The organism is Salmonella sp. 32070601201500089SM, from assembly GCF_017573605.1.
Taxonomy (GTDB): Bacteria; Pseudomonadota; Gammaproteobacteria; order Enterobacterales; family Enterobacteriaceae; genus Salmonella; species Salmonella enterica.
The window spans coordinates 14514-29278 of record NZ_JAGETK010000003.1; the positions used below are offsets into that span (position 1 = coordinate 14514).

Here is a 14765-nt window from a genome sequence, read left to right on the forward strand (position 1 = left end):
AGTTCGATGTGACCACCCGGCAGCACTCTTCCTTTGCTATTGTCTTTATTCTTGGCCTGTTGGCCATGTTAATGCCGCTGTCGATTGATATGTATCTTCCAGCGCTGCCGGTGATTTCTGCGCAATTCGGCGTGCCTGCCGGTAGCGCGCAGATGACGCTCAGCACCTATATTCTGGGGTTTGCGCTGGGGCAGCTTATCTATGGACCGATGGCGGATAGCCTCGGGCGTAAGCCGGTCATCCTGGGCGGGACGCTGGTATTTGCCGCTGCGGCGGTCGCCTGTGCGTTGGCGCAGACTATCGATCAACTGATCGTGATGCGTTTTTTCCACGGTTTAGCGGCCGCGGCGGCAAGCGTCGTCATCAATGCGCTGATGCGGGATATTTATCCAAAGGAAGAGTTTTCGCGCATGATGTCATTTGTCATGCTGGTCACTACGATAGCGCCGTTAATGGCGCCCATTGTCGGCGGCTGGGTGTTGGTATGGTTAAGCTGGCACTATATCTTCTGGATACTGGCCATTGCGGCGATTCTGGCGTCAGTCATGATCTTTGCTTTGATTAAAGAGACGCTGCCCGTTGAGCGGCGTCAGCCTTTTCATATTCGTACCACAATAGGTAACTTTGCGGCGTTGTTTCGCCACAAACGCGTACTGAGCTATATGCTGGCGAGCGGGTTTAGTTTTGCCGGTATGTTCTCTTTTTTGAGCGCGGGGCCGTTTGTTTATATCGAAATTAATCATGTTCCGCCGCAGGATTTCGGCTACTACTTCGCGTTGAACATCGTATTTCTGTTTGTGATGACGATTATCAACAGCCGTTTTGTCAGACGGGTAGGGGCGCTAAACATGTTTCGGGCCGGGCTATGGATTCAGTTTGCGATGGCGGTGTGGATGGTTTTCAGCGCGCTGATGGGCATTGGATTCTGGGCGCTGGTGGTTGGCGTTGCGGCGTTTGTCGGCTGTGTGTCGATGGTTTCGTCCAATGCGATGGCGGTCATTTTGGATGAGTTTCCGCATATGGCCGGAACGGCGTCTTCGTTGGCGGGCACTTTCCGCTTTGGTATTGGCGCTATCGTCGGCGCGTTGCTGTCGCTGGCTACCTTTACCAGTGCGTGGCCGATGATCTGGTCGATTGCGCTTTGCGCCGCCTGTTCCATTCTGTTTTATCTCTACGCCAGCCGTCCCAAAAAACGGTGACGGGCGCGCTGTCCCTCAATGGCGCCGAAGAATGCGCAGGCGGCGTTGGGGGACGCTATCCGCTACACGATGGCAAAGCCAAACGGCTTTCATAGTTGATGTATATCAATTACCAATTCATCATTTTCCTCATTTATGTTTATTTTATGTAAAATCCATTTATGTAAAAAGTCACATCATTGTAGTTAAAAAGGTTGAGTTAGATCGCAGAAACGGGTACATATAGCCCGCCGCTATCTCCGCGTCGGTAAAACTATTTTAACTCCCGCTTGCTGTAGAGCCACTGACGGAGAGAAGGGCGTTAGCAATCTGTTTAAGGACGGGTTGTCAATGATGTGTTAATATAAATGTAAGTAAATTGTGAAGTAATTGTGCTTCCGGGGAAAGAAAGTGAATACATTACAGCTCTCAATTGTTCACCGTCTGCCGCAAAACTATCGCTGGTCGGCGGGTTTTGCGGGGTCAAAGGTTGAACCGATTCCGCAAAACGGGCAGAGCACCGAGAATAGTCTGGTGGCGCTTAAACTGTTGAGTCCGGCAGGCGATAGCGCGTGGTCAGTGATGCATAAGCTCAGTCAGGCGCTAAGCGATATTGAAGTTCCTTGCTCCGTGCTGGAGTGCGAAGGGGAACCGTGCCTGTTCGTTAATCGTCAGGATGAGTTTGCCGCCACCTGTCGGCTGAAAAATTTCGGCGTGGCGATAGCGGAACCTTTTTCTAACAATAATCCTTTTTAGGCGTCAGCTTAACGCGAGTAGCTGACGCGTATAGGCCTGTTGCGGTGCGGTAAACACGCGCTCGCATTGCCCCTGTTCAACCACCTCCCCCTGCCGCAGCACGATAACCTGATGGCACAGCGCGCGTACTACATGCAGATCGTGGCTAATGAAGATATAGGCCAGACGGTGCTTTTGCTGGAGCGATTTCAGGAGGGCAAGAATCTGCGCCTGAACGGTTTTATCCAGCGATGAGGTCGGTTCATCCAGAATAATAAGCGACGGTTTTAAAATCAGCGCCCTGGCGACGGCGATACGTTGACGCTGGCCGCCGGAAAACTCAGCGGGGTAACGATGCCGCGTTTCCGGGTCCAGGCCGACTTCCATCATGACCGCTTTCACCTGCTGTTCGCGCTGCGCGCCTGAAAGCGTAGGCTGGTGGACGCGCAGGCCTTCTTCGATAATTTGCAACACGTTTAAACGCGGGTTTAGCGATGAGTTCGGATCCTGGAATACGACCTGGATACGGTGGCGAATAGGTAAAAGCTGGCGGCGGTTTAACGTATCCAGTGATTGACCGTCAAACACGATGCGGCCTTCGGAGCGGATAAGCCGTAACAGCGCCAGACCGGTGGTGCTTTTTCCCGATCCTGACTCGCCGACCAGACCCAGCGTTTCGCCTGGATGCAGGGTGAAACTGATATTGTTAACCACCACATTATGATCCACGACGCGCTTCAGAATGCCTTTGCGGATTGGGAAGGCGACGCGCAGCCTGTCCACTTCCAGCAACGGCGTCTGCCCGGCGGGGAGCGGAACCGGATCGCCTGTGGGTTCGCTGTTGAGTAGTTTTTGCGTGTACGGATGGGTCGGCGCGGAGAGCAGCGTGTCGGCGCGTTGGTTCTCTACGCACTTGCCGTGTTGCATTACCGCCACTGAATCCGCCAGTTTTTTTACAATGCTGAGGTTATGGGTGATAAACAGCAATCCCATATTGAGCTCGCGCTGGAGTTCCCGCAGTAGAGATAAAATCTGCGCCTGTACGGAGACGTCGAGAGCGGTGGTCGGCTCATCGGCGATCAGTAATTCCGGCCGTGTTAACAGCGCCATGGCTATCATGACGCGCTGGCGTTCGCCGCCGGAAAGCTGATGCGGATAATCGCGCAGACGCTGGCTCGCCTGGCGGATACCGACCCGATCCAGACAACCGATCATCTCCGCCCTTGCCGCCTCCCGACGCATTCCCCGATGGAGCGACAGCACTTCATAGAGCTGTTTTTCCAGCGTATGCAGTGGGTTAAGTGAAACCATCGGTTCCTGAAAAATCATGGCGATTTTATTGCCGCGCACGCCGCGTAACGTCTGCTCGCTGGCATGAAGCAATGATTCGCCGTGAAAGCGAATATCGCCGGAGAGGTAGACGGCGGGAGGGGTAGGCAAAAGACGCAGAATGGAAAGCGCCGTCACGCTTTTTCCTGACCCGGACTCGCCGACCAGCGCCAGCGTTTCCCCGGCGTTCACCTGTAACGAAATGGCGTTAACGACAGGACGCACGTGCTGTTGCTGACGGAAACCTACCGATAAATTTTCAATCGCAAGCAATGGAGATGTCATCTTATACCGCCTTAGCAGGATCAAAGGCGTCGCGTACCGCTTCGCCGATAAAAATCAGCAGCGATAGCAGAATGGCGACAGACAGAAAGGCGGCGATCCCCAGCCAGGGAGCCTGTAAGTTGTTTTTCCCCTGTAAAAGAAGTTCGCCGAGAGAAGGGGAGCCAAGCGGCAGACCAAATCCCAGAAAATCCAGCGACGTCAGGGTGGTGATGGAGCTACATAAAATGAACGGTAAAAATGTCAGGGTAGCGACCATCGCATTAGGCAACATATGGCGCAGGATAATGTCCCGATCGCTGACGCCAAGCGCCTGCGCGGCGCGGATATAGTCAAAATTGCGGGTCCGTAAAAACTCGGCGCGCACTACGCCCACCAGACTCATCCAGCCAAACAGTACGGTTATGGCCAGCAGCCACCAGAAGTTAGGCTGCACTACGCTGGAAAGTAAAATAATCAGAAACAGGGTCGGCATTCCCGACCAGACTTCGATGAGACGTTGTCCCCATAAATCGACTTTGCCGCCATAATAGCCCTGTAGCGCGCCCGCCAGTACGCCCATGACGCTGGAGCAAATCGTTAACATCAGGCCGAATAAAATAGAAATGCGGGTGCCGTACAGGATGCGGGCGAAAACGTCGCCGCCATTCGCATCGGTGCCCAGCCAGTTTTTCGCCGAAGGCGGGGAGGGGAAAGGCTGCGTGGTGGCAAAATTAATGGTATTGGCACCAAAGCGTACGGGGGCCCACAACACCCAGCCCCGATTCTCAAGCTGCCGTTGTAGCCAGGGGTCCTGATAATCTGCCGTTGTCGCCAGCGGGCCGCCGAAATCGCGCTCGCTGTAATTTTTTACCAGCGGAAAATACCACTGGCCTTCATAGCGCACCAGCAATGGCTTATCGTTAGCAATCAGTTCCGCGCATAAGCTCAGGCTGAACACGACCAGGAAAATCCATAGTGACCAGTAGCCCCGGCGATTATGGCGGAAACGCGCCCAGCGGGCCTGATTGACCGGGCTTAATCGCGGCATTATCGTCCCTCAAAATCAATGCGTGGATCGACCAGCGTATAGCTGATATCGCTCAGGATATTCAGTAATAAGCCAATCAGGGTAAAGATATAAAGCGTGCCGAACATCACCGGATAGTCGCGCGAAACGGTTGCTTCATAACCCAGCAGCCCCAGGCCGTTGAGCGAGAACATGACTTCAATTAGCAGCGAGCCGGTGAAAAACATACTGATAAAAGTGGCGGGAAACCCGGCGATCACCAGCAGCATGGCGTTACGAAAAACATGTTTCCAGAGAATGTTTTTTTCACTCACGCCTTTAGCGCGAGCGGTAACGACATACTGTTTACGCACCTCGTCGAGAAACGAATTTTTCGTCAGCATCGTCAGGGCGGCAAAACCGCCGATGACGGTCGCCAACACCGGTAGCGTAATATGCCACAAATAATCGGTGATTTTCTGGTACCACGGTAACGTGTCAAAGTTGGCGGAGACCAGGCCACGTAGCGGAAAGATATCGTAGTAGCTGCCGCCGGCAAAAAAGACGATTAATAAAATAGCGAACAGAAAGGCGGGGATCGCATAACCGATAATGATAAACGCGCTGCTCCACACATCAAAGCGACTGCCGTTATGGACGGCTTTGCGGATCCCCAGCGGGATAGACACCAGATAAATAATCAGCGTGCTCCATAATCCCAGGGTAATGGAGACGGGAAGGCTATCTTTGATCAGCGTTAGTACGGATGCGCTGCGAAACAGACTGTCGCCGAAGTCAAAAGAGAGATAGTCCCGTAGCATCTTGAAATAACGCTCATGCAGCGGTTTGTCGAAGCCGTAGCGATGGGTGATCTCCGCGATCACCTCCGGATCGAGTCCCCGGCCGCCGCGATAATGGCTGTCGCTGATATTGCCGACGCCGGTTTGCGCATGACTGGCGCGAACGCCTTCGCCGCTGGCGCCGGGCAACGCGCCGCCCTGGCCAAATTCAATCGCGGCAATAGCCTGATCGACAGGGCCGCCGGGAGCGATCTGCACGATAAAAAAGTTAATGGTAATAATGGCCCATAGCGTGGGGATCACCAGTAACAGACGGCGGATAAGATAGGCGCCCATTGATTCTTACTACCTCCTGGCTGCCGGTAGTTTGGCGGCTTTGTTGACATCATACCACCAGGTATCTAACCCGATGGTATATACCGGGCGAATCGCCGGATGGGAGAATTTATCCCACCAGGCGAGCCTGTCTTGCGCCATATACCACATCGGCAGCATGTAATAGTTCCAGGTCAGCACGCGATCCAGCGCCCGTCCCAGCGGCACCAGTTTCGCTTTATCACCCTGCGCTGCGATAATTTGCGCGATCAGTTTATCCACCACCGGGCTTTGTACGCCGGGAGCGTTATAACTGGAGTCAATGTATTCCGACGCCCATGAGATTTGTAGATCGGAGCTGGGCCAGGGCATCGCCCGCCATAGCCTCGGCATCATGTCATAGTCGCGGCTGCGCATCCGGTTGGTGAGCTGAGAATTATCAACCTGACGGATAGTCATCGTAATGCCCAGACGCTGAAGATTATGCTGGAAGGGCAGAACCCACTGGCTATTACTGCTGGCAGGAAGGAGAAGTTCAAACGTCAGAGGCTTACCGGTGACGCTATTGACCCGTTGCTGTCCGTTGATCACCCATCCGGCCTGCGTCAACAAGGCGTCAGCTTTAAGAAGATTTTCGCGATCGTAGCCGTCGCCGTTAGAGACCGGCGGCTGATAGATCTGAGTGAAGACTTCAGGAGGAAGATCTTTTTTCATCGGCGCGAGTAATACCAGCTCATCGGCGTCAGGATAATTTCTGGCGGCGTACTCGGTATTCTGGAAGTAACTGTTGGTTCGGCTCCAGGCATTATAGAACAGCGCTTTATTCATCCACTCAAAATCGAAGGCCAGGGTGACAGCTTCACGTACCCGCCGGTCTTTAAATACCGGGCGCTGAATGTTAAAGGCCAGCCAGCGTGTGTCCTGCGCCGACTCGTTTTTCTGCTCTTCTTTAATGATGTAATGATTATCGAAATTTTTACCGATGTAGCGCGTTGCCCAGTTTTTAGCGTCGTTTTCCAGCCGTAGATCAAATGCGCCCGCTTTAAACGCCTCGAAAGCGACATTGTCATCAAGGTAGTAATCGTAGCGGATAGTGTCGAGGTTAAAACGTCCACGATTGACCGGCAGATTAGCCGCCCAGTAGTTTTTGACGCGTGAATAGACAATGTACTGGCCCATTTTCCACTGAGTAATCCGGTATGGGCCGCTGGCTAAGGGCGGCGTTGAAAGCGGATCGCTGAGCTTGTGATTTTTCCAGAATTTTTCGGGCATGATCGGTAATGAAAACAGACTAAGCATGTCTTCTTTACCAGGCTTCGCCAGCTCAATTCGCACGGTTAAAGGCGCAATCGCCTTCACGGTAGTACCTTTATAGACCAGACGGAACTGCGGTACGCCTTCGGTCATAAACTTATGAAAGGTAAAGGCCACATCGCGGGCGGTAATGGGCGTGCCATCGTGAAAACGAGCGCGGGGGTTAATCGAGATTTCCACCCAGGAATAGTCGGCGGCATAGCGGGCATGGTCGGCAATCAGCGGGTAATAGCTTCCGGGTTCATCATCCGAGGTGGTAAAAAGCGTATCGTAAAGGGCTTCGGTACGTACGCCGGGATTGCCGCGCAGCGAATAGCGATTGAAATTATCGAACGTACCAATGGCGGAAAGCGTCATCTGACCGCCTTTCGGCGCAGCAGGATTCACATAATCAAAGTGATCAAAGTTAAAAGCATACTTAGGTTCGCCGAGTACGGCGAAAGCGTAGCTTTCTTTGATTTCCTGGGCCTGGGCGCCAGCGCTAACCAGTGCGACAAGCAGAAGCATTACGCGCGCAATCATCTGAAGGCGGTTTCCTTATCGTATTGCCCGCTGCAAACCGGCAGGCGTTTCGCTGAATAATAAGTGACGTTGCGTCTGATGTGAATCCGTTAAAACCGTAAGGGGACTACCATTCAGGCACGGAAGGCGCCGACATCCACAGCACGAAATCTTTAAGGGGTAAAGGACGGCTAATCCAGTACCCCTGCAAGTAATTAACACCGTGATCGCGTAGCCAACGGGCCTGCTCCGGCGTTTCAACGCCCTCGGCCACCGTCAGCATATTCAGGCGTCTGGAGAGCGTCAGCACGGTATCCAGAACCGGCGACGTGACGGTTTCCGTGCCGATCGCCTGGATAAAACCGCGATCGATTTTCAGATAATCTAAAGTAAATCGCTCCAGATAAATCAGGGCGCTATGGCCTGTACCGAAATCATCTATAGCGATTTCAAACCCGGCGGAATGCAGCCATTCGAACAGTTTGGCCGCTTCATACTGCTGGAGCATATCGCGTTCAGTGATTTCCAGCACGATATGAAAATGGTGCGCGGGCAGGGCGTCCCTGAGCCGGTGCATATCCTCTTTAAAACTGTCGCTGTGCAGATGTTCCGGCGCGATGTTAATGCCAAATTTGGCACCGACGGGCATCACCTTCTGTAACGTGGGCGCGTCGCGGGCGATCAGCTCGAACAGATGCTGCGTTAACGGTACGATAAGTTGCTGCGCTTCGGCATAGTGGATAAAGGCATCCGGCGGAATCTCTCCTGCCGTAGGGTGACGCCAGCGCAGTAAGACTTCAAGTCCGGTGACGCTCAGCGTACGAGTATCGACGACGGGCTGATAAACCACATAAAACTGCTCGTGTTTGATCGCCGTTAAAATCTCTTTGCCCGGTCGCGTCCGGAGGGCATAGATAAAGTAACAGATAAACCCTGCTACGATGCCGCTAATGCAGCCCAGCATCAACGCATACCACAAGTCATTGTAGGTCCAGCTATCGGCATAAAGCTGTATTTTAAGCGGCAGGCCGTTGATAGTTGCCTGTCGTGATGGCGTGCCCGGCAGCTCCGCGACGGTCAGCAGACGCGAAGAAAAGGTCGACAGCGCGGTATTGCCGACAATCAGCGCGATGCCGTTAAAATCGTCCTGGCGCGTGGTATAGAGTAAGTAGGGCGTCAGGTTAATATTCAGCGATGTGAATACGCCGCTGTCATTTAATAATGGGTTTCGATACCAAATCACCATTGTCGGTTTGTTGGGCATCATTGGCGTGCCGGGCAGAATCGCCATAGCAACGTCTTTGCGGATATCTATATCCGGTACCAGTTGCTGAAGCGGCATATTCATGGCGCCAGTGGCGGAAGAGCAGAACACTTTTTTATCTTTAATCAATAAGAAGGCGCGGACATTAAGGCTAAAAGCGGCTCTTGAGGTGAGTTCTGCGCCAACCTGCTGACAGGTGTTGATCGTCAACGGCTGAAGAATATCGGTGGTGGCTTTCAGGTCGGCGAAATAGCTGGCCAGGTAATGTTGTACATCAGAAAGGAGCGTATTGTATTTAACATCCCGTTTATGCCACGACAGGAAAAATTGCAGGCTACCAATAAGTAATGCTGCCGCTATCCCCGTAATGATACAGGTAAGCAGGATTTTCCGACCGGAAGAGGAGTCGCGTGTAAGCATAATTCCTGGTGTGACCTGAAAAGGCGGATGCCGGTTAAACTGGTTGATTTATAAGACTATAGCCTGGATTACCCCGGATAGTCATGCTTTTCGTGATGTGCAGGAAAGCGTATTGTCGCAGTAGCCGTTGGGGGAAACGACCTGAATGTCTGATGGCGCTATGTTTATCAGACCTACATTCGTGTGTTATAGGCTGGATAAGAGGCGACACGTCGCCATTCGGCAAAACGGGTTCAGAAGGGATAATAAGCAAAAGCACTGCTGAAGCAGTGCTTTTTATGTCGTCTCATCAGGTAAGCCAAGGGAGGTGCTGCCTGATGAAGATTAACTGCGGCTCAGAACTCGACGCGCTTCATTGTAGCGTTTTTTCCAGTACGGTTCGTTCATACTGGAGATAATGACGCCGCTACTGGTAGACGCATGGACAAACTGGTTATTGCCGATATAAATACCGACATGACGACCAGTGGAGCCGGCGCGGAACAGAACCAGATCGCCCGTACGCAGGTTATTGCGTGAAACCGCTTTGCCCATTTCCTGCTGTTCATAGGTTGAACGCGGAAGCTCTAAACCAAACTGTTCACGGAAGGTGCGCTGTACAAAGCTGGAACAGTCGACGCCTTTCTTAGTGCTGCCGCCCAGGCGGTAACGCACGCCTTTCCAGTCAGCATACTGATCCATAATCCGCGACTTAACGTCGAGGTTACGCACCATATTTTCAAATTCATCCTGAGAGGCTTGCAGTGAAGAGCTATCGCTATTGCCCACAGCATGCGTCTCAGAATGCATATTCTTTGCGGTATTGGTGGTTGTGCTACAAGCAGAAAGCAGAACCGCAACTGCAATCGCAGGAATCCCGCGCAAAATATATCTCAAAATCGGTTGAGATTTGACCATGTTGTTTGTTTTCCCTTGAAGTCCTTAACGATAAATATCGTTATAAAAATGCCAAACGTGATGAGACTAATTACCTGCACAGCTTGAGACAATTCTTTGTGCACAAATCTGTGGCGGAACGCACAAATTTATTCGCAATGAGAATAATTATCTGGCGAGGCAAAACGAGTTTGAGATTACCCGATTGTTGCTGTCATTGCGAGCGATTTCGCGTGATTTTTTATAAGAATTTATGATACGAAAAGTGAACTATCAGCACGGGTCAAATTAAGCGCAAATCGTTTAAAAATCGGGCAAACTGTTCATTTTGCAGAGGAATAATATGACCGAAAAATGATGGGCTGGGGGAATATCATCATAAATTACCTTCAACGATGTAAAACTATCGCTGAAGGTAATGTTAATTACATAGGTTATTTGTTTAAAATTTGTTTATTTCCGCCCGGGAGATAATTCTCAAAAAGCGCTATCGCCCGGTCGCTGAGCGGGGTCATCAGCCACCAGGGGAGGCCAATCAAAATAACCGTGAGCGACCCGACCACAATATCGGTGAACCAGTGAGCGCCAATCATAACGCGCGGAAACGCGAAAACCACAAATATAATAAGGGCGATAATCCCCGCCGTTTTGCCGAAATAACGCAGCATAAAGGCGGAAAATATCAGCAGCATCATACCGTGATCGCCTGGGAAACTGTCTTTTGACGCGTCTTTTGTCGGGATGTGCAGCAACTCGCTGACGCGATAAATATGCTCAAAAGAGAGCGTTGGGCTGGCGCGCTTGACGGGGATCAGCGCCTGACCGAGTTGGTTAAGCACCACCGCTGTTAGCAGCATGACCAATCCGATTATCACAATGCGCCGCCGGCCCGATGCGTTTTCTTTTAGCCAGAAACTGAGCATCAGTCCGCCCATCGCCAGCAGCGAACAGCCGTCAAACGCCCGATTATTGGTAATAGCGACCCACCAGAGGAACGCGTGGCTTTCCACCAGTTTCTGGTTAAAGAAGTGGAATATGCCGGAATCAATGGTGAACCAGAAGCCGTGATTGACGGGAAGATACCATGACAAAAACAGCGCCAGACCGGCGGCATTAAGCAGAATTATCAAGGAATAGCGGGTTTTCATCGTCATTTCGCCATAGTTTTTAAACGGTGGCAACCTTACGCGTGTGTCGCTAAACGAAGCTTCAACAAGGCCGTCTGTAACGTATTCCAGTCGGTTTCTGTGTTTGAGATAAGTTCAACCCGGCTATCCGGCGGCGCGACACTCTGTGTTTCGATGTGCAGGTCATCGCCCTGGCGATTGATGCGTACCAGCCCCTCTTGTATGCGCATAACGCCTTTCACCCGGCCCACCGGCGCCAGACGCGCCCATTCGAGTAGGCCAATGGTGTCAAACACGGTATCGGCATCGAAAATCCAGCCGCAGGCCTGATGACCCTGTCCGCTATTGAGGCTGCGTCGCCAGCGCTGCTGTGCGGGCAGATTTAGCGCGGCGAGTCCTTTTTTACTGGCATGAGTGTGAGAATGCGCGGCGCTGGCCGGCAGTTCCGCCAGATTTTGTCGCGGTAAATCCAGAAGCTTATCGTCTATCTGTCCATGTTCGGCATGAATCAGTTGACGATCGCCGCCGTACTGTCGCCACCACTGTTGCAGGGCGGCATCGCTCTGCGCCGTGGCGCGATCGGTCTTATTGGCGATGATAATATCGGCTGAGGCGAGCTGATCGCGGAAATTTTCATTGGCGACGCTCTGTTGGTCCAGTAGCAGGCGAGGGTCAAGGATGCAGAGCGTAGCGCGTAAATCAATCCACGGCTCATAAACCGGCGCAGTTAATAAATCCAGAATCTGTTTTGGGTGCCCCAGTCCGGTTGGTTCAATCAGCAACCGGTCAGGTTTGCCCTGGCGCAGCAGCGTGTTGAGCCCCACCTGCATAGGCAATCCATTGACGCAGCACATGCAGCCGCCGGGGATCTCTTTTAGCAGTGCGCCGCTGTCGGCAAGCAGCGCGCCGTCAATACCCACTTCACCAAATTCATTAACCAGGACGGCCCACTTTTCAGCCGGATCTTTATGAGCTAATAAATGAAGGATAGAGGTGGTTTTTCCGCTACCGAGAAATCCAGTAATAAGATTGGTTTTGGTCACGTCAGCTCCAGAATATTGATACAACATAACAACTTTTAATAATCCTGGCGAATAAACGTGAAAAAGAGAAGTGCTGAGTTGACGAAGTCGTGCTTCTGCCATCTTAAGAGCAGAAAATGTTAAATTTTTAACGTTTCTCTTGCCTGGTGCAGAACAGTCAATAAAGAAAAGGGTCAGACTGCGCCCTGGGGCGCAGCCGAAAAATGCGAAACTTAATCCGCGCGCCCCATATAACGGCGCTCTTCGATATGAATGCGGATTTTCTCACCTGCGCTCAGGTATTCGGGAACCTGAATCACCAGACCGGTGCTTAATGTCGCGGGTTTGTTACGTGCGCTGGCGGACGCTCCTTTAATACCCGGCGCGGTTTCGACGATTTCCAGATCCACAGTCTGCGGAAGCTCTAGCGCCAGCAGTTGGCCGTCCCAGGTCAGAACCTGCATATCCGGCATTCCGCCTTCAGGCATAAACAGCAACTCTTCTTCAATCTGATCTTTGGTGAAGGTATACGGCGTATAGTCTTCTTTATCCATGAACACATATTCGTTGCCATCGACATAAGAAAAGTCAACGCCGCGACGGCTCAGGGTGACGGTATCAACGATATCGTCGCCTTTGAAACGTTCTTCCACTTTCAGACCGGTGCGGACATCGGAAAAACGCATTTTATACAGTGTGGCGGCGCCACGGGCGGTAGGCGACTGAATGTCGATATCTTTCACAATCAGCAATTTGCCGTTGTAGTTCAGTACCATACCTTTTTTGATTTCGTTCGCTCTTGGCATCGAGGAGATCCTGTTGTAGAGATTATCTAAAATATCGCGTAAAACTACTCGCGCCGGGCCGTCCAGGCAAGTGGAATTGTCACTTTTGCTGGTGCAAAAAAGGTGATACTGTTCGCCCGCTTTCCGCTCCGCGTTCAACGAGAATACGCGATGGCATGTCGCCCGGAGGGGGGAAGTGTGCTGTGTTGTCCCTTCTGTTTCCAGCCTTGTCTTCGGAATGTCTGAGGGCAGGCCTGATCATGATGACGTCTACATTTTAAATCTGGATTTTTCTTTGGACAAATTCTGTTATCTTTCATTTGGTTATAAATAGAGGGCTGAGCATGGACTGTCGTAGCGGTTGTGGCGCTTGCTGTATTGCGCCTTCAATTTCGTCGCCGATACCCGGAATGCCGAATGGCAAGCCGATGAATACCAGATGCGTGCAGCTTTCGGAAGATAACTTGTGTCTTATCTTTGGCTCGCCTTTACGCCCAAAAGTGTGCTCTGGTTTGCAACCGACAGGGGACATGTGTTTAACGACCCGGGAAGAGGCCATTATTTATTTGCTGGAACTCGAACAGAAAACCTTACCATGAGCTATGCCGTTTTTGATAAACGTGCAGGGGCTTACGTTATATCCCGAAATAGTCTGCAAAAGCTGCGCCTCAAATTACCTCCTTTTACCATTAAATAGCGTAATACATGATTCCCTTATTTCGTGGCTTCTGAAGCGGTAGATGTCGCCGCTCAACCCCGTTGGTGCCTGAACGTGTACCGAATGAACCGTCACATAAAACAAAAACGATCAATTTTATTTATATGATAGTTTTTATCTATTAAAAAGAGGAATTTTGATCGATTTTAATTATTTATAACGATCGATATCATGAATTTGATAGTTTATATCTATCATTGATGTATTTACCGATCGATATAACCAGTGTGAATGTATTGTTATTTTCCTTTAAAATACTCGAATTCTTATGTGTGGGTTTTATCTTATGAAGAAATATACGTTCGCAGCTAGGGCGTTTATTTTTACGCTGGTGTTGCTTTTTGTTATTTCAGTATTCGGGTTGACTATTAGCGTTTTAAAAGGGATGTGAAATGCGGGGAGAAAATAGTGAAATTGATTTAGTCGACGTTTCCTTATTCCTTATAAGAAAATGGCTAAGTATCATGATCGCTACCTTTATTTTTGTTGCCATTGGCTATGTTTTTGTGAGCGTGCAGCATGATACAAAGGTTGTGAGTATGACAATCAAACCTAATCTGGATACGCCTGCTACCTATGCGTTATGTGGCTATACTAATGATATTCAATGTAAAACAACGGTTATCCTTAACCAGTTTAGCCGTTTCTTGCCTACGGAATATAAAAATAAAATAAGTTTTGACGCGAAAAATCAGCTTGTCCTTTTTAAGGCGCAGGGGAGGGAAGAAAGCGTCAATAATATTATTTCCACCCTGAAAAATAGCGTCGATAAAATGGCAGCATGGTATATCGATGATGGTGACATTAAACGTTATAGCGTGCATAAAAATATGTTACAAACGGAAACATATACAAAGCTATCCTTGTTGTCGGAGGCGGTTAAAAATAATGCTAACATTGAAGTGATAGATGTTGCTGTCACACCAAAATATAAGATGCGGCTGGTGTTGGTTCTTTGCGGACTGATGGGCGTAATTTTCTCAATAACCGGTCTTTTATGTAGGAGGGCGCTTACAGAATATCGTTTTGAGAAAAAGACAATGAATGACCGCGCATGAACATTGCGCAGAGATAAACTCTGCGCTGAATGTGTCGAAGAGTAAAAGTATCA

The 14765-nt window shown here is 50.7% G+C and carries 14 protein-coding genes; 5 read left to right on the forward strand and 9 right to left on the reverse strand.

Annotated features, from left to right (window positions below):
• Positions 1–8: 8 nt before the first annotated feature.
• Together J4728_RS05865 and J4728_RS05870 are read left to right on the forward strand one after the other, a co-directional pair.
• Positions 9–1199 carry a Bcr/CflA family multidrug efflux MFS transporter gene (locus J4728_RS05865; protein ID WP_000213349.1) on the forward strand — a complete coding sequence of 397 codons (1191 nt, stop codon included), beginning with the start codon at positions 9–11 and terminating at the stop codon, positions 1197–1199.
• Positions 1200–1589: 390 nt separating this feature from the next.
• Entirely contained in the window at positions 1590–1934 is a 345-nt protein-coding gene (locus tag J4728_RS05870) for a YejG family protein (protein ID WP_001094639.1), read from the forward strand.
• A 3-nt stretch (positions 1935–1937) separates the two neighbouring features.
• Here J4728_RS05870 and yejF read toward each other — a convergent pair whose 3' ends face one another.
• The 9 genes from yejF to yeiP form a co-directional block, all read right to left on the reverse strand.
• A complete protein-coding gene (gene yejF, locus J4728_RS05875) occupies positions 1938–3527 on the reverse strand; it encodes a microcin C ABC transporter ATP-binding protein YejF (protein WP_208211404.1) in 1590 nt (529 codons plus the stop codon).
• Between the two features lies 1 nt (position 3528).
• Positions 3529–4554 carry an ABC transporter permease gene (locus J4728_RS05880; RefSeq protein ID WP_001137761.1) on the reverse strand — a complete coding sequence of 342 codons (1026 nt, stop codon included), beginning with the start codon at positions 4552–4554 and terminating at the stop codon, positions 3529–3531.
• Positions 4554–5648 (reverse strand): microcin C ABC transporter permease YejB, encoded by a 1095-nt coding sequence (locus tag J4728_RS05885; protein WP_000501623.1) that lies wholly within the window; start codon positions 5646–5648, stop codon positions 4554–4556. The genes J4728_RS05880 and J4728_RS05885 overlap by 1 nt, the downstream gene beginning before the upstream one ends.
• Positions 5649–5657: 9 nt before the next feature.
• Positions 5658–7463, reverse strand: coding sequence for an extracellular solute-binding protein (locus J4728_RS05890; RefSeq protein WP_000561742.1), 1806 nt, complete (start codon positions 7461–7463; stop codon positions 5658–5660).
• A 106-nt stretch (positions 7464–7569) separates the two neighbouring features.
• On the reverse strand, positions 7570–9126 hold the full coding sequence (locus tag J4728_RS05895) for a cyclic di-GMP phosphodiesterase (protein WP_000957751.1): 1557 nt from the start codon (positions 9124–9126) through the stop codon (positions 7570–7572).
• Positions 9127–9450: 324 nt separating this feature from the next.
• Positions 9451–10023, reverse strand: a complete 573-nt coding sequence (gene mepS, locus J4728_RS05900; protein ID WP_000241015.1) for a bifunctional murein DD-endopeptidase/murein LD-carboxypeptidase — start codon at positions 10021–10023, stop codon at positions 9451–9453.
• A gap of 413 nt (positions 10024–10436) precedes the next feature.
• Positions 10437–11156 (reverse strand): phosphatase PAP2 family protein, encoded by a 720-nt coding sequence (locus tag J4728_RS05905; RefSeq protein ID WP_000178095.1) that lies wholly within the window; start codon positions 11154–11156, stop codon positions 10437–10439.
• A 29-nt stretch (positions 11157–11185) separates the two neighbouring features.
• Positions 11186–12172, reverse strand: a complete 987-nt coding sequence (locus J4728_RS05910) for a CobW family GTP-binding protein (protein ID WP_000169346.1) — start codon at positions 12170–12172, stop codon at positions 11186–11188.
• Positions 12173–12384: 212 nt separating this feature from the next.
• Entirely contained in the window at positions 12385–12957 is a 573-nt protein-coding gene (gene yeiP, locus J4728_RS05915) for an elongation factor P-like protein YeiP (protein ID WP_001136822.1), read from the reverse strand.
• Between the two features lie 323 nt (positions 12958–13280).
• Between yeiP and J4728_RS05920 the strand changes: the two genes are divergently transcribed.
• From J4728_RS05920 to J4728_RS05930, 3 genes are all read left to right on the forward strand, one after another.
• Positions 13281–13535, forward strand: coding sequence for a YkgJ family cysteine cluster protein (locus J4728_RS05920; RefSeq protein ID WP_001523448.1), 255 nt, complete (start codon positions 13281–13283; stop codon positions 13533–13535).
• A gap of 387 nt (positions 13536–13922) precedes the next feature.
• On the forward strand, positions 13923–14045 hold the full coding sequence (locus J4728_RS05925; RefSeq protein ID WP_001519564.1) for a membrane protein: 123 nt from the start codon (positions 13923–13925) through the stop codon (positions 14043–14045).
• Position 14046: 1 nt separating this feature from the next.
• Positions 14047–14712: a GNVR domain-containing protein gene (locus J4728_RS05930; protein WP_023180837.1), complete on the forward strand. Its 666-nt coding sequence runs from the start codon at positions 14047–14049 to the stop codon at positions 14710–14712.
• Positions 14713–14765 lie beyond the last annotated feature (53 nt).

Bases quoted from the DNA above. Each gene is read 5' to 3' on its own strand.
- yejF (WP_208211404.1), bottom strand. From the start codon at position 3,527: ATGACATCTCCATTGCTTGCGATTGAAAATTTATCGGTAGGTTTCCGT.
- J4728_RS05880 (WP_001137761.1), bottom strand. From the start codon at position 4,554: ATGCCGCGATTAAGCCCGGTCAATCAGGCCCGCTGGGCGCGTTTCCGC.
- J4728_RS05885 (WP_000501623.1), bottom strand. From the start codon at position 5,648: ATGGGCGCCTATCTTATCCGCCGTCTGTTACTGGTGATCCCCACGCTA.
- J4728_RS05890 (WP_000561742.1), bottom strand. From the start codon at position 7,463: ATGATTGCGCGCGTAATGCTTCTGCTTGTCGCACTGGTTAGCGCTGGC.
- J4728_RS05895 (WP_000957751.1), bottom strand. From the start codon at position 9,126: ATGCTTACACGCGACTCCTCTTCCGGTCGGAAAATCCTGCTTACCTGT.
- mepS (WP_000241015.1), bottom strand. From the start codon at position 10,023: ATGGTCAAATCTCAACCGATTTTGAGATATATTTTGCGCGGGATTCCT.
- J4728_RS05905 (WP_000178095.1), bottom strand. From the start codon at position 11,156: ATGACGATGAAAACCCGCTATTCCTTGATAATTCTGCTTAATGCCGCC.
- yeiP (WP_001136822.1), bottom strand. From the start codon at position 12,957: ATGCCAAGAGCGAACGAAATCAAAAAAGGTATGGTACTGAACTACAAC.
- J4728_RS05920 (WP_001523448.1), top strand. From the start codon at position 13,281: ATGGACTGTCGTAGCGGTTGTGGCGCTTGCTGTATTGCGCCTTCAATT.
- J4728_RS05925 (WP_001519564.1), top strand. From the start codon at position 13,923: ATGTGTGGGTTTTATCTTATGAAGAAATATACGTTCGCAGCTAGGGCG.
- J4728_RS05930 (WP_023180837.1), top strand. From the start codon at position 14,047: ATGCGGGGAGAAAATAGTGAAATTGATTTAGTCGACGTTTCCTTATTC.